This is a genomic window from Morganella psychrotolerans (assembly GCF_965118875.1).
Lineage (GTDB): Bacteria > Pseudomonadota > Gammaproteobacteria > Enterobacterales > Enterobacteriaceae > Morganella > Morganella psychrotolerans_C.
Map to the genome: position 1 here is coordinate 366,178 of NZ_CBCPJD010000006.1, position 14,351 is coordinate 380,528.

Genomic DNA, 14,351 nt, shown 5'->3' on the forward strand with positions numbered 1-14,351 from the left:
GTCTTACATTAATGATTACGTCCTGCCTATATTCTGTCAGCGCAGTCAGTAAACCCTATTTCAATCCGGCGGCTTTGGGGATCGGCAGTACGGATCCGCTTATCGATATTTCACAGTTTCAGCAGTTAAGTGAGCGGCAGTTTCAGACGGAAGGACGCTATTTTGTTTCTGTATCAGTCAACCGGCAGGCACAACCCGGGCTGTGGATTGAGTTTCGCTATCATCCGGTGAAAAAACAATTACTACCGCATGTTTCCCGCAAGCAGTGGTTGATGTGGGGATTGCGTACCGATGCCGCACCTGAATTTGAGCGTGCGGATGATTCAGCTCCGATTGATGATATCACTCAGTGGGTAAGTGCGCTAAAGGTCACATTCGATGCTGCGCAGCAATCACTGGATATTATTATCCCGCAGCGTTTTTTTATGACAGCGGCTCAGCGGACCAGTGATGCTGCGTTGTGGGATCACGGTATAACCGCATTTTTACTTGATTATGATTACCGGATACTTCATACGCGGGATCGACACTATCGTGATACCCGGCAATCTTTGTCGTTGCGCAGTGGTTTTAACCATGGCGCCTGGCGCTTCAGACATCAGGACTACCTGGATAAAACAAAGGAGAAACAGTCATGGCAGTCACAACGGACCTGGGGATATCGCGCTATTGCACCGCTGAAGGGAGAGTTGCAGCTTGGTGAACTGTACAGCAGCGATCCGGTATTTGACAGCAGGGCTTATACCGGGATTCGCCTTGTCAGCCGGGAAGCCATGCACCCGCAGGACAGACAAGGCTATGCGCCTGTCATCAGAGGAATAACTGCGCACAGTGCACAACTGACGATAAAACAACAGGATATGGTACTGCGTCAGGTGTCGCTACCCGGCGGAGAATTTGAGATAAACAATCTGTATGACGGTCTTCAGGGCGCTGATCTTGAAGTGCTGATTGAGGAATCTGATGGTACTGTTCAGCACTATTTTCAGCCCGGCGCTTATGTACCTGTGATGCTGCGTGAAGGCAGGATAAAATACACGCTGGATGCCGGAAAACACACCCGGCGCAAAGATGGATCGGATACGTATTTTATGCAGGGAACCGTGGCATACGGTATTAATTCGTTTCTGACACTGTACGGTGGCGGATATGCCGCCCGCCGCGCGGTAAGCGGAGCAATGGGCGCGGGCATAAATATGGGAGCAGCGGGCGGAATTTCACTGGACTGGCTGACGTATCAGCAGGCAGGGGCTCGTTATCAGCGCTACCGTATTAACTATCAGAAAGCAATTTGGCAGACGGGATCGTCTCTGTATCTGCGGGCAGGTGAAACCGTCAGGGTATCTGACAGCAATGGTTCAGAATTGTGCGCGGTATCCGCCGGGCGGCAATGGTCCGGTCAGTTTCAGCAGTTCCTTGCCGGATGGGGAAGTCTTTCTCTTGGTTACCGTTACAGTGAGCGGATACCCTATCAGCCCCGCAAGCGCGAGTATTACCGCGCATCAGACCGGGTATGGGATACGGGTTATTACGGTAATTTTCGCTATGTCGGTTACGGTGTGAATTACCAGTATCGCAAGAGTGGTGCTTATCAGCGCGCGGATAACCGCATATCGATCTCATTTTCGGTTCCGCTGGAATTTGGCGGACAGCGCCTGCGCAGCCATTTTTATTATTATCATCAGGCTGCTGGTTCCGGTACACAAACGTCGGTAAGTGGTACCGCAGGTGATGATTACCGCCTGAGCTATACATTACATCATGGCTATCAGCATCAAACGGGCACTCACCGTCGTGGCGGCGAACTTCGCTGGCGTCATGATACAGCTGATTTACAAGGTAGTTTCAGTAGCGATGGCAATCATAATATCTGGAATGGCGGAATTCAGGGTGGCGTCGTCATTCACCGCAAGGGGCTAACGTTGTCGCGGCCGCTGGGGGAAAGTAACGCGCTGGTGGATATGGATGGTGTTGGAAATATCAGTTTGATGAATGCTAACGCGGCATCCACTGATAGTCGCGGATTCAGTATTATCCCGCAACTGAATAATTATAATCAGAATACGGTTCGTATTGATCCGGAAACATTACCGGAAAATGTTGATATAGCAGAGCCGGTTCAGCAAATTATTCCGTCAAAGGGCGCGATAGTCCCGGTCCGGTTTGATGTTCAGAAAGGGCATCGTGTGATTTATGCCCTGAAAACAAGAACCGGTAGTGTACCTTTCGGTGCTTCTGTGCAGGTAAAAAGAGCCGATGGCAGTACGGTAAGCGGGATCGCCGGTGATGACGGGGAAGTGTATCTGAGCGGTTTACCTGACAGCGGATTATTGCAGGTGAAATGGGGAGATAGTCCTGCACAGCAGTGTGAATCGGACATTGCGGTACCCCCTGAAAACCAGTGGCTTGTCACAATGACGTTACTGTGTCAGTGAGGATTATTGAATGATTAAAGATATTATATATGGCGGAAGAATAGGTATTATTTGTGTGATGCTGAGCATCATCCCCGTATACGCAAAGGCCGCCTGTACCACACCCGAGCCTGAAATTATGCTGACCCCGGATATACATTTTGCTGAGATCAGTGAGCAATTACCGTTAATGGCTCGGATAGCCGGCCCCTTTTATTCGGGAGTGGCGCAGGGCTATCACTGTATTTTCACAGAAGAAACGGCGGTATCATTTGGTATCGCTGCATTCGGTGAAAAAATCGGAACAACAGCGGAGGGGCATTCGGTTTTTTACCTGTCAGAAGGGATTGGCTATAGTCTGGGTGGTGAAATTAACTACCCGGGCTGTCCGGCAGACACGTTCTATATTGACGGACGTGATAGCCAGGGTACTGATATAGATAAAATTATTTGCCGCGATCGCCGTGTAAAAGGTGAGCTCCGTTACTGGGGGCGAGTGGCGGTGACATTGCACAAAACAGGTGTTATCCCCGGGAGTAAAATACCGGCGGCACAGATTGCAAAACTGACCCTGATGGAGGATGGTGAATGGTATTCTGTGATAAGAGAACCCTATGTCAATTTTTCCGGTGTTAAGATCCGCAGGCGGGCGTGTGATATCGATATTGCAACGACCCGGGAGGTTGATTTGGGCAGTGTATCGCGGACAGATTTTAGCGGAAAAGGATCTGTCGCACAGAGAAGCGTGAGGGATGTGATTATCGGATTACAGTGCAGTAACGTGTACGGTGCAGATATTATGCTATCTGGTGCGCATTTTGATGCAGGGAATGTACCCGGTACACTGAAACTTAACCGGATTAAAAATAGCGCAAAAGGTATTGGTATCCGGGTAACCCGGCAGGGTGCTCCGGTGAAATTCAATGAGTGGATATCGTTTGACCGGGTGACGGCGCAGAGTGCACAAATCCGGTTACAGGCTGCGTTTGTGCAGACCCGGGATATAATCGAGCCCGGCATGGCAGAGTCTGTTCTTCATTATACTATCCGCTATCTGTAACATTTTTTACCGCTATTGGTAATAAAAAACGCCACGAAATCGTGGCGTTTTACGGTCAGTTAATCATGTGAATGATTAGTCATCAAAATACCAGTAGCCGCTATTAATCAGCGCAGTCAGTAAAATAACAAACTGCGGATCATGTAAGGCATCGCCCAGCATATCTGCGGTGACTTCGTCATACTGACAGAGTACATCTGCGGCTTCAATATGTGGTGTTTTCAGCTCTTCGCCGTTGACAAAACAAGTGTCGCCAACGCGCAGAACCCGCAGACCGTTAAGGCGGAACAGGGATTCGCCCTGAGCCATCAGCGCCTGAATATCTTCCGGCGTATACGGCGGCTCCGGTTGTGCCAGATCCAGCTCATGGCGGGACTGGGAGATGTATTCCCCGAACCACTGACGGAAAACAGCGGGTTGATCCAGCAAATCCTGCATCATGCGGTGAAGTTTGGTTAACTCACCCTGCTGGATAAGCGCCGGATTGTCGCGGAAAGAAAGATCCGGATCACTGTAGCGATAGCTGCCGAGATCGTTCGCAATCACATAATCGGCAAAACCACTGAATAATTCACGGGCATTCGGGGCGCGGAAGCCGACAGAGTAGTTCAGTGACTCCTCAATCGCATAGCCCTCATGCGGGAATCCCGGCGGAATATAAAGAATATCACCCGGTACCATTTCATCATCAATAATGGCATCGAATGGAGCTACCTGGAGTAGATCAGGGTGCGGACAGTGTTGTTTCATCGGGATTTTTTCCCCGACACGCCAGTGGCGGCGTCCTTGTCCCTGAATAATAAAAACATCATACTGATCAAGATGAGGACCCACACCGCCGCCCGGCACAGAATAAGAGATCATCAGGTCATCGGCACGCCAGTCAGACAGGCAGCGGAAAGGTTTCATTAAGGCGGCGGACGGGAAATGCCAGTGATTTACTGCCTGCACCAGGATTGACCAGTCTTTTTCGCCTAAGTCGTCAAAATCCTGAAACGGGCCGTGGCGCACATCCCATTTTCCATCGAAGCGGGTAACCATGCGGCTGCTGACATCATCTTCCATCGCAAGTCCCGCCAGTTCATCCGGAGAAATGGTATCACGGAAGTTGCGAAAGCCGCCTTTTATCAGTAAAGGGCGTTTTTGCCAGTGGCTTTCCATAAAGGACTGCCAATCTAAATTCAGTTCATAATCCATGGTTACGCCCTCAATGAGAAAAAAAACAACCAGATAACGGAGTATGTTGCATAACTATAGTGAAAGAAAGAACAAAAAACCGGTGTCAGTCGTCACTCTCATCATGAGCCTGACGGCGGAATGTGATGGTAATACGGGCACCACCCAGCGGACTGTCGGTCACGACCGCACCGCCGTCATATTGCTCCAGAATATCTGTTACGATAGCAAGCCCCAGTCCCTGACCCGGACGCAGGGTATCTGCCCGCTGTCCCCGGCGGAAAATCAGCTCCCGCTTATCTTCCGGCACACCCAAACCATCATCATCGACAATCAGGATCACTGCATCATGATGCCATTGGGCGGTCACTTCCACAAATTCAAGGCAATATTTGCAGGCATTCTCCATAATATTGCCCATCACTTCCATAAAGTCATTTTTCTGACCCAGCCAGGTGATATCAGGCGGAATATCGACAGTAATATCAACACCTTTGCGCTGATAAACTTTGGATAAGGCACTTGCCAGGCTGTCAATCAGGGCAGGGACGGAGGAAATTTCACGCATCAGCAACGTGTTGTCACCGCCGATATTTGCGCGATGCAGATAATAGCCGACCTGCTGTGAAATCCGCCCGATCTGCTCAAGCATAATCGGTTCAGCGGTATCAATTGTCATGTCTTTTCCGCTGCGCAGGGAGCGCAGCGTGCTCTGTAATACCGCCAGCGGGGTTTTCAGGCTGTGCGTCAGATCGGACAATGTCCGCTGATAGCGCGTATAGCGCTCACGTTCGTTGTGCAGCAGCAGATTCAGGTTGCGCACCAATCCGCGCAGTTCGCTGGGCGGTTGTTCATCCAAATCATCCCGCTCGCCTTTTTCCAGTGCGCTTATCTGTCCGCTGAGGGCATTAATAGGCCGCAGGCTCCAGTGTGCCGCCAGCCAGATAAGCGGGGTGAGCAAAAAAAGGTTAGCGAGAACCACATATCCGAACCATTCCCATACCTGGAAGGTTTTCTGTAAATCCTGCGGAATGGTATCCACGACCACGATGGTCAGCGGCGGCAGATTATTGGTTTCGCCGTAACGGCTGACAGAGACGGAATGGATCATGCGCCCGTCATTATCTTCATCCAGATCATTGATGCGGATATCTGCTGTGGAAAACAGCGGGGTATTAACCAAAATCGCTTTGGTGGCTTCAAGAGAGGTATTCAGATCATACAGACCCTCTTTAGTCAGCCATTTGGGCGGGATAGCTTTTTCAAGTGCATCAATCTTATGCTGACGCCAGAGCAGGTTCTGATTTTTATCATAAATCAGTACAACGGAGGGGGAATTGAGAGTGAAGTTCGGCGGAAAGCGGATATTGAGCTTTCCGTCTTCCCACTGTGACAGGCTGTAGAACAGATTGCTCTGGCTACGCAGCATGGTATAGGTGGTTTTATCAAAACTGACCAGATAACCGACAATGGCAACCGCCCCGTAAGACAGGGTCATCGCCAGGATCACAGCGAAGGTTGCCAGTAAAAACCGGGTCCGCAGAGAGAACGGACTTTTGGTTCGCATTGTCATGCGAATTACCTCAGTGGCGTAATTTATGCTTTGGCGTCGAAACGATAACCCTGACCACGGACAGTGACGATGGCATCCACGTCGGTAAAGACCAGGATTTTTTTACGCAGCCGCCCCATCAGGACATCAATGGTGTGGCTTTCACGCAATTCGGCATCCGGGTAGAGCTGGCGCATCAGGGAATCTTTACTGACCACTTTACCATTATCGCGCATCAGTGTTTCAATAATAGTGTATTCAAACGCAGTCAGTTTGACCGCATTATCACCGACCAGAAATTCTTTACGGGAGAGATCAATAGTAAAAATACCCAATTCCAGTTGCTGTGAGGCAAGCCCGCTGTTACGGCGCATTAATGCCTGCATCCGGGCAACGATTTCTTCAAGCTGAAAGGGTTTTGTCACATAATCATCCGCACCGGCATTGAGGGCAGCGACTTTCTCCTGCCAGCTTTCGCGGGCGGTAAGCACCATTATCGGGATTTTAACCTGCTGCTGACGCCAGCGGGCGATCATGGTCATGCCATCTTCACCGGGCAACCCGAGATCAACCACCGCGATATCCGGCTGACTTTCCTGAAGGAAATAATCTGCTTCTTTTGAATCTTCCGCAGCGTCCACCTGATGCCCGAGTTCACGGATCTGAACCATCAGGTGATGACGAAGTAAGTTGTTATCTTCAACAATAAGTACGCGCATACACAATCCCTTACAAATACAGATATTCCGATAGAAAACTGACGTGAATTGTAACAGTTTACCTGAATGAAGTGGAATATGTACGCCAAATAATACGCGGGATATGCGATTAATCATAAAAAAAGAGGCAGATATTCTCTGCCTCTTGTGTAATTTAATTAGTTGTTAGTTAACCAACTATAACTCATCAACTAAGCGGGTAGCATCCCCGATATAATTTTCCGGCGTCATGGTTTTCAGGCGCGCCTTTTCTGCATCCGGCAGATCCAGACCATCGATAAATACCTGCATCGCCTGCGCATTCACGCGCTTGCCACGGGTCAGCTCTTTGAGTTTTTCATATGGTTTTTCAATGCCGTACCGGCGCATCACTGTCTGAATCGGCTCTGCAAGCACTTCCCAGTTTTGATCCAGTTCATCGCGCAGGTGCTGTTCATTAACTTCCAGTTTGCTCAGACCTTTTTGCGCCGACTGATACGCGATTAATGCGTAACCAATGCCCACGCCTAAGTTGCGCAGCACAGTGGAGTCAGTCAGATCGCGCTGCCAGCGGGAAACCGGCAGTTTTGCTGCCAGGTGACCCAATATCGCATTCGCAAGACCCAGGTTGCCTTCTGAGTTTTCAAAATCAATCGGGTTGACTTTATGCGGCATGGTGGAAGAGCCGATTTCACCGGCAATTGTTTTCTGCTTAAAGTGATTCAGGGCAACATAGCCCCAGACATCACGGTTAAAGTCGATCAGGATGGTGTTAAAGCGGGCAACACAATCAAAGTATTCTGCGATATAGTCGTGCGGCTCAATTTGTGTGGTGTACGGGTTCCACTGAATGCCCAGCGAGGTGACAAAGGCTTCGCTGAAACGGTGCCAGTCCACATCCGGATACGCCGATAAGTGCGCATTATAGTTACCGACGGCACCATTGAGTTTCCCGAGGATCTCAACCTGCTGCAACTGATGGTACTGGCGTTCCATCCGGTAAGCGACATTGGCGAACTCTTTGCCGACTGTACTTGGTGTTGCCGGTTGCCCGTGGGTGCGGGAAAGCAGCGGTAAATCACGGTAACCGGCGGCCATGGTTTTAATGGTATCAATCAACTGACGCCATGCAGGCAGAAGAATAGTTTCGCGCGCGGTGCTGAGCATCAGGGCGTGAGAGAGGTTATTAATATCTTCAGATGTGCAGGCAAAGTGAATAAATTCGGATACTGCATGCAGCGCAGGCACTGCTTCCGCTTTTTCTTTCAGAAAATATTCAACCGCTTTGACATCGTGATTAGTGGTGCGCTCAATCTCTTTGATGCGCATTGCGTCTTTTTCACTAAAATTTGCGACAATTTCATCAAGGTAAGCGATTGCGTCGCGGTCAAAAGCCGGAACTTCACGAATGTCTGCACACGCTGCCAGTTTTTGTAACCAACGTACTTCGACCTGTACACGGAATTTCAGTAAACCATATTCACTGAAGATATCGCGCAGGGCGCGTGTTTTGTCACCGTAGCGGCCATCGACGGGAGAAACGGCGGTAAGTGAGGATAATTCCATGGGTTGCAACTCCGGATAATTTTAGTGTTGAGCGAGAATTTTTTTAGCCGTGTCCACGAGACGTGAACGGGAAAACAGCAGTTGTAAGCGGTTTCCGCCTGTCTGACGCCAGAGTACCGCGCTGCGGATCCCGCTCAGTAACAGAGAGCGGACTTTGGCCTGAACCAGGCTGTTGCGCAGGATTTCCGGTGAGCCGGTAACCTGAATGCGGGGGCCGAGCGGGCTGATGTTATCCACATAAATACCGGCAATGGTGTTAAGCATGGCTTCCTGTGACAGCCCGAAATGGTCGCGCTGATGTTCAAGATTATCAATACGTTTACCCAGGTCATTCATGGCACCGGGGGTTTTATACAGGCGGCGTTCGAGCAGCATAATTCCCAGCATATAGCGGGTCATCTCTGTATTTATGCCCTGCGCGCCGGTCATATTAAACATCCCGGCAAAGGCCTCAAGACCAATCCGCAGGTTTTGGGGATTGTTACCGTAAACATCTGCCACGGATGACGGATTATTATTGATGATACTTTGGATCATCACATCAACGGCATCATTATCTGCCTGACCTTCATGCGCCAGTTGCTGAACCAGACGTGCGGCCTGGCAGATACCCGCCAGAGCGAGGGTAATGTCATCGTAATTTTTAGCCACAGTTACTCCGTAATTCGCGCTTCAATGATCCCGCCGCCCAGGCAGACTTCATCCTGGTAGAAAACAGCAGACTGGCCCGGTGTGACTGCCGCGACCGGGATATCAAACCGGACACTGATTTTATCTTCACCGAGGGGGGTAACAGTACAGGGAATATCTTCCTGGCGGTAACGTGTTTTGACAACACAGCGCACCGGTTGCACCAGCGGCTCCCGTGATACCCAGTCCAGTTGTTGTGCAATCAGCCCGACAGACATCAGACGCGGGTGTTCATGACCCTGGGCAACAATCAGTAAATTGTTTTCAACATCTTTATCAACGACATACCAGGGTTCTTCTGAGCCGTCACGCGTACCGCCGATGCGTAACCCTTTGCGCTGTCCGAGAGTGTGGTACATCAGTCCGTCATGCTGACCGATTTCCTGCCCGTCCACCGTGATAATCGGACCGGGTTTTGCCGGTAAATAACGGGCGAGAAAATCACGGAATTTGCGCTCCCCGATAAAACAGATGCCGGTGGAGTCTTTTTTCTTTGCCGTGATAAGATCTAATTCTTCCGCAATACGGCGGACTTCCGGTTTTTCCAGTTCGCCGACCGGGAACAGGCTCTGAGCCACCTGGTCATGACTTAATGTATAAAGGAAATAGCTTTGATCTTTGTTACCGTCCAGCCCGCGTAATAACTGCGTTGTGCCGTTAATATCACGGCGGCGGACATAGTGACCGGTGGCGATATAGTCGGCACCAAGATCTTCTGCGGCATATTCCAGGAAAGCTTTGAATTTAATCTCTTTATTACAGAGAATATCCGGGTTTGGTGTGCGCCCGGCTTTATACTCTTCCAGGAAAAGCTCAAATACATTATCCCAGTATTCTGCAGCGAAATTGACAGTCAGCAGTTCAATACCCAGTTTATCACACACCGCCTGCGCATCGGCAAGGTCGGCAGCGGCTGAGCAGTACTCTGTATCATCATCCTCTTCCCAGTTCTTCATAAACAGCCCGGTCACCTGATATCCCTGCTGTTGCAGTAAGTAGGCTGAGACGGAGGAATCCACACCACCGGACATACCGACGATGACTTTTTTCTGGCTGTTATCTGACATGAGCTGATCTCGCGGCGATTGGGAAGCTCTGCACACGCAAAAAGGCGCAGTGCAAAGACGTACCCGGGGGAAAAAAACAAGCGCCATACTTTACCATGATACGCCGGGCGGCGCATCATCAGGTCAGGACAATCTGTGTTTTTTTCACCGGGCATTTTTACGGATAGCTTTCGCTGATATCACCGAACGTGGCCAGCACGGATAACGGCAGCGGCTCGGCAGCAAAGAAGGCAAACATACTCTCTTTAACCAGCGGCGAGCGCAGGATCGGGCTGTTAATAATTTCATCAGCACTGACCCAGTGACAGCAATCAATATCCCTGTCCTGCGGACAGGTTTCACGTTGTGTTTCCAGCGGAACCCGGAACAGAAAACGGATAAACGGCGTGCCGTCCGGTGCAACCCACTGATGAACTTTCAGCAGGGCATCCGGTGTGGCGCTAATCCCTGTCTCTTCATACAGTTCGCGCTGCGCCGCTGCAAGCAGGGATTCACCGGCTTCCAGATGTCCGGCGGGCTGATTCCAGGTCGGCTTACCCTTTACCGCCTCTTCCACCACCAGAAATTTATCACCTGCGGTGACCATGCAGGCGACGGTAATATGGGGCTTAAATGTCATTCACACTTCTCCAGTCGCCGGGTTTGAGTGTATCAAGGGTATAATCGCCAATCTGCCAGCGGATAAGGCGCAGTGTCGGGTGTCCTATATGCGCGGTCATCCGGCGGACCTGGCGGTTACGACCCTCTTTCAGTGTCAGTTTCAGCCAGGTGACGGGGATAGATTTGCGCTCGCGGATGGGCGGATTACGCGGCCACAGCCAGGCGGGTTCTTCTGTAATTTCTGCACCTGCCGGGAGGGTTTTTCCGTCATTAAGCGTCACGCCCTCGCGCAGTTTTTTCAGTGCAGCGGCATCCGGCACACCTTCCACCTGGACATAATAGACTTTCACGGCTTTACTATCCGGTCTTGTCAGCCCGGACTGTAATACGCCGTCGTTGGTCAGGATAAGCAATCCTTCGCTGTCACGGTCCAGGCGCCCTGCGGCATAAATATCCTGAATCGGAATATAATCTTTCAGTGTGCTGCGCCCGGCTTCATCAGTAAACTGAGGTAACACATCAAACGGTTTGTTAAACAAAACCATTTTGCGCGGACCCCGTTTGCGGGCAGGTTTATTCAGCAGGCGCTGTGCCGCCGGATGTGAATGTTTTTTGTCTGTAGGTCGGGTGTTAGGTGTTTTCGCGGCCATGATATCTTTTTTATAAAAAATGAGACTTACATTATAGCTTAAAACAGTTAGGATTTGCGTGATGCAATTATTCAAGTAGTATTGACAGTGCTATTACAAAAAATTAACAAAACATTGCGCTTACATAAAGGAGAGGTTGATGGAAAGCAAAGTAGTTGTTCCGGCTAAAGGTGCTAAAATTACCATTGACGCAAAAGGCAAGTTAATCGTTCCGGAAAATCCGGTTATCCCGTTTATTGAAGGGGACGGAATCGGGGTCGATGTTACGCCTGTGATGATTAAAGTTGTTGATGCTGCTGTGAAAAAAGCCTACGGCGGCAAACGTGAAATCTCCTGGATGGAAATCTACACCGGTGAGAAATCCACAAAACTGTATGGCAGCGATGTCTGGCTGCCGGATGAAACACTCGATTTAATCCGTGAATACCGCGTGGCTATCAAAGGCCCGCTTACCACCCCGGTCGGTGGCGGCATCCGCTCCCTTAACGTGGCTCTGCGCCAGATTCTGGATCTCTACGTCTGCCTGCGTCCGGTTCGTTACTATAAAGGTACACCAAGCCCGGTAAAACAACCTGAACTGACTGATATGGTCATTTTCCGCGAAAATGCGGAAGATATCTATGCGGGTATTGAGTGGAAAGCCGGTTCTGCGGAAGCGGATAAAGTGATTAAATTCCTGCAGGATGAAATGGGCGTGACGAAAATCCGCTTCCCTCAGGAGTGCGGTATCGGCATCAAGCCATGCTCTGAAGCCGGCACAAAACGCCTGGTGCGCGCAGCAATGAATTACGCGATTGATAACGACCGTGATTCAGTCACACTGGTTCATAAAGGCAACATTATGAAGTTCACCGAAGGTGCTTTCAAAGACTGGGGTTATGAACTGGCGCGTGAAGAGTTCGGCGGAGAATTGCTGGACGGCGGTCCGTGGTTAAGTGTGAAAAACCCGAAAACCGGCAAAAAAATCGTCATTAAGGATGTAATCGCAGATGCATTCCTGCAACAGATCCTGCTGCGTCCGGCTGAATATGATGTTATCGCCTGTATGAACCTGAACGGTGACTATATCTCTGATGCCCTGGCAGCTCAGGTCGGTGGTATCGGTATCGCACCGGGTGCGAATATCGGTGACGAATGCGCGCTGTTTGAAGCAACTCACGGCACTGCGCCGAAATACGCAGGTCAGGATAAAGTAAATCCGGGCTCCGTTATTCTCTCCGCAGAGATGATGCTGCGTCACATGGGCTGGTTCGAAGCGGCTGACTTAATCATTAAGGGAACTGAGGGCGCGATTGCGGCCAAGACCGTCACTTATGATTTTGAACGCTTGATGGACGGCGCTAAACTGCTGAAATGCTCAGAGTTTGGTGATGCGATTATCAAGCATATGTAATTAAGCATGCTGTGAAACAGTTAACGGGAACTGATTGGTTCCCGTTCTTTTTTTAACCAATGAAATTCTTCCCCAAAACATCCCCAAAACTCTTCCCCAAAACCGGTTAAATTCTGGGCGATTATACGGCGATAATTTGCCAGTCCTTTCCCCGGTCGTCATTGTACTTATCTGTCATTTTCCTTGATTTATGTCCCAGTAATTTCTGTGTATCGATACCCTGATCCCGATACAGTCGCTCTGATAATGATCGTTGCTCATGAAATGTCGGTGCGGTTCCTTCACTCCATTCTATTCCGCATTTATCTCTGGCTTTCTTGAATGTCGTGGTGAGCGTATTAGCTGTGACCTGTTCTCCTTTTTGTGCCTGCGATGTTGTGTGTTGATAATGAACCATGTATTTACTGACAACCCGATCCCGGCAGAAAGCGATAACCTGACGCAATGACATATCTACAGCATGGCATCTTAATGAAAGGGGGATCGCCAGCCTTGCCCCTGTTTTCTCCTGCTCAATGTGGAGCATGTCATCCCACACATCGGAAAATTTCATATTGGAAATATCACCAATACGCTGACCAGTGACAAGTGCCAGTAACATTCCGCATTTCAGATAATGCGGGTGCTGATCTGCCTGGTTAAATATTGACTGCCATTCTTCCAGTGAAAGCCGCTCCCGCTTTATTCGATTTCGTGGCTGTCTTGTTGCCAGCGCAGGGTTACATCCGGGAGGGACATGCCCGGCATGCTGCGCCTCTTTAAAAACATCGATAAGTACCAGCCGTACAACCTGAGCCATTCTGTTATGACCGGCAGCTTTTACCTGATCTGTTATTTCAGCTATTTCAAGTGCGGTAATATCCTTGAGCTTCAGCATGCCGCAATGTTGTCTGAATAAATTAACCGGCTTGTTTTTTTGCTTCAGTGAGTTTTGTTTTAATTCACCTTCGCGAACCCGTTCATTTTGAATATCCATATACTTATCGAGCCAAATATTTACACTAATTCCATGCCTTGCATTTTTAATACCCGACAGGCGATCATTAATGCTCAGTATTTGCTTTGTTTGTTGTTCTGCAATAATGGTATTAGCCTGGATAGCGACTTCTTTCGCTTCTTTTTCATCGGTACCCAGGCTGTGAAATTTTCCTGTAAGTGGGTGCTTATATTGCCAGTAAGCCTTATCGTTCCGTTTATCCAGTTTGCAATAAAGGTTAGGAACAATAATATTATGGGAACGCGGTCTTGCAGCCATCGGACAAAATCCTTCTTAACTTATCACTAGATCCGCCCGGCAATTGAGGCATTGAAATAATACCGACATAGCGCGCATTACGATCCACCATCCACTTTTTGCCAACCTTTAATGCAGGTGGCACCATCATGTGAGATTTGGCGTATTTGTGTAATGTTCGCCTGCTCGGTGCCTCATCACCAAACTCGTGTTTTGCCCACTCTTCAAGATCTACCATTCTTGACATTTTC

13 protein-coding genes are annotated in these 14,351 nt (G+C 49.6%); 3 read left to right on the forward strand and 10 right to left on the reverse strand.

From position 1 onward, the window contains the following. The first annotated feature begins 11 nt into the window (after window positions 1-11). Both ACMHKJ_RS09120 and ACMHKJ_RS09125 read left to right on the forward strand, forming a co-directional pair. On the forward strand, window positions 12-2,435 hold the full coding sequence (locus ACMHKJ_RS09120; protein ID WP_413493293.1) for a fimbria/pilus outer membrane usher protein: 2,424 nt from the start codon (window positions 12-14) through the stop codon (window positions 2,433-2,435). 10 nt (window positions 2,436-2,445) lie between these two features. Then, window positions 2,446-3,474, forward strand: a complete 1,029-nt coding sequence (locus tag ACMHKJ_RS09125; protein WP_413493294.1) for a fimbrial protein — start codon at window positions 2,446-2,448, stop codon at window positions 3,472-3,474. Between the two features lie 75 nt (window positions 3,475-3,549). On the opposite strand, the gene ACMHKJ_RS09130 is transcribed toward ACMHKJ_RS09125, so the two are convergent. The 8 genes from ACMHKJ_RS09130 to rluE all read right to left on the reverse strand — a co-directional run bounded on the left by ACMHKJ_RS09130 (window position 3,550) and on the right by rluE (window position 11,473). Further along, window positions 3,550-4,671 (reverse strand): ribosomal protein uL16 3-hydroxylase, encoded by a 1,122-nt coding sequence (locus ACMHKJ_RS09130; protein ID WP_413493296.1) that lies wholly within the window; start codon window positions 4,669-4,671, stop codon window positions 3,550-3,552. An 85-nt stretch (window positions 4,672-4,756) separates the two neighbouring features. Further along, window positions 4,757-6,223 carry a two-component system sensor histidine kinase PhoQ gene (gene phoQ / locus ACMHKJ_RS09135; RefSeq protein ID WP_413493298.1) on the reverse strand — a complete coding sequence of 489 codons (1,467 nt, stop codon included), beginning with the start codon at window positions 6,221-6,223 and terminating at the stop codon, window positions 4,757-4,759. A gap of 23 nt (window positions 6,224-6,246) precedes the next feature. Continuing rightward, on the reverse strand, window positions 6,247-6,921 hold the full coding sequence (phoP, locus tag ACMHKJ_RS09140; RefSeq protein WP_067361179.1) for a two-component system response regulator PhoP: 675 nt from the start codon (window positions 6,919-6,921) through the stop codon (window positions 6,247-6,249). A gap of 177 nt (window positions 6,922-7,098) precedes the next feature. Further along, window positions 7,099-8,466 carry an adenylosuccinate lyase gene (gene purB, locus ACMHKJ_RS09145; RefSeq protein WP_413493301.1) on the reverse strand — a complete coding sequence of 456 codons (1,368 nt, stop codon included), beginning with the start codon at window positions 8,464-8,466 and terminating at the stop codon, window positions 7,099-7,101. 21 nt (window positions 8,467-8,487) lie between these two features. Then, complete coding sequence (gene hflD, locus ACMHKJ_RS09150; RefSeq protein WP_413493303.1) at window positions 8,488-9,117, reverse strand: high frequency lysogenization protein HflD; 630 nt, start codon at window positions 9,115-9,117, stop codon at window positions 8,488-8,490. A 2-nt stretch (window positions 9,118-9,119) separates the two neighbouring features. Beyond that, window positions 9,120-10,223, reverse strand: a complete 1,104-nt coding sequence (gene mnmA, locus ACMHKJ_RS09155; protein WP_413493305.1) for a tRNA 2-thiouridine(34) synthase MnmA — start codon at window positions 10,221-10,223, stop codon at window positions 9,120-9,122. A 157-nt stretch (window positions 10,224-10,380) separates the two neighbouring features. After that, entirely contained in the window at window positions 10,381-10,842 is a 462-nt protein-coding gene (locus tag ACMHKJ_RS09160) for an NUDIX domain-containing protein (protein ID WP_413493307.1), read from the reverse strand. Next, a complete protein-coding gene (gene rluE / locus ACMHKJ_RS09165; RefSeq protein ID WP_067361192.1) occupies window positions 10,832-11,473 on the reverse strand; it encodes a 23S rRNA pseudouridine(2457) synthase RluE in 642 nt (213 codons plus the stop codon). Before rluE ends, ACMHKJ_RS09160 begins: the two co-directional genes overlap by 11 nt. Window positions 11,474-11,612: 139 nt before the next feature. Between rluE and icd the strand changes: the two genes are divergently transcribed. Further along, the gene (gene icd, locus ACMHKJ_RS09170; protein WP_067426547.1) at window positions 11,613-12,866 is read left to right on the forward strand and encodes an NADP-dependent isocitrate dehydrogenase; all 1,254 of its coding nucleotides are present in this window, start codon (window positions 11,613-11,615) and stop codon (window positions 12,864-12,866) included. Between the two features lie 121 nt (window positions 12,867-12,987). On the opposite strand, the gene ACMHKJ_RS09175 is transcribed toward icd, so the two are convergent. Further along, window positions 12,988-14,121, reverse strand: a complete 1,134-nt coding sequence (locus ACMHKJ_RS09175) for a phage integrase Arm DNA-binding domain-containing protein (protein WP_413493309.1) — start codon at window positions 14,119-14,121, stop codon at window positions 12,988-12,990. Next, window positions 14,096-14,347, reverse strand: coding sequence for an excisionase (locus ACMHKJ_RS09180; protein ID WP_413493324.1), 252 nt, complete (start codon window positions 14,345-14,347; stop codon window positions 14,096-14,098). Before ACMHKJ_RS09180 ends, ACMHKJ_RS09175 begins: the two co-directional genes overlap by 26 nt. Between the last annotated feature and the right edge of the window lie 4 nt (window positions 14,348-14,351).

Bases quoted from the DNA above. Each gene is read 5' to 3' on its own strand.
- mnmA (WP_413493305.1), bottom strand. From the start codon at position 10,223: ATGTCAGATAACAGCCAGAAAAAAGTCATCGTCGGTATGTCCGGTGGT.
- phoQ (WP_413493298.1), bottom strand. From the start codon at position 6,223: ATGACAATGCGAACCAAAAGTCCGTTCTCTCTGCGGACCCGGTTTTTA.
- ACMHKJ_RS09175 (WP_413493309.1), bottom strand. From the start codon at position 14,121: ATGGCTGCAAGACCGCGTTCCCATAATATTATTGTTCCTAACCTTTAT.
- phoP (WP_067361179.1), bottom strand. From the start codon at position 6,921: ATGCGCGTACTTATTGTTGAAGATAACAACTTACTTCGTCATCACCTG.
- ACMHKJ_RS09160 (WP_413493307.1), bottom strand. From the start codon at position 10,842: ATGACATTTAAGCCCCATATTACCGTCGCCTGCATGGTCACCGCAGGT.
- ACMHKJ_RS09120 (WP_413493293.1), top strand. From the start codon at position 12: ATGATTACGTCCTGCCTATATTCTGTCAGCGCAGTCAGTAAACCCTAT.
- ACMHKJ_RS09130 (WP_413493296.1), bottom strand. From the start codon at position 4,671: ATGGATTATGAACTGAATTTAGATTGGCAGTCCTTTATGGAAAGCCAC.
- rluE (WP_067361192.1), bottom strand. From the start codon at position 11,473: ATGGCCGCGAAAACACCTAACACCCGACCTACAGACAAAAAACATTCA.
- purB (WP_413493301.1), bottom strand. From the start codon at position 8,466: ATGGAATTATCCTCACTTACCGCCGTTTCTCCCGTCGATGGCCGCTAC.
- ACMHKJ_RS09125 (WP_413493294.1), top strand. From the start codon at position 2,446: ATGATTAAAGATATTATATATGGCGGAAGAATAGGTATTATTTGTGTG.
- icd (WP_067426547.1), top strand. From the start codon at position 11,613: ATGGAAAGCAAAGTAGTTGTTCCGGCTAAAGGTGCTAAAATTACCATT.
- ACMHKJ_RS09180 (WP_413493324.1), bottom strand. From the start codon at position 14,347: ATGTCAAGAATGGTAGATCTTGAAGAGTGGGCAAAACACGAGTTTGGT.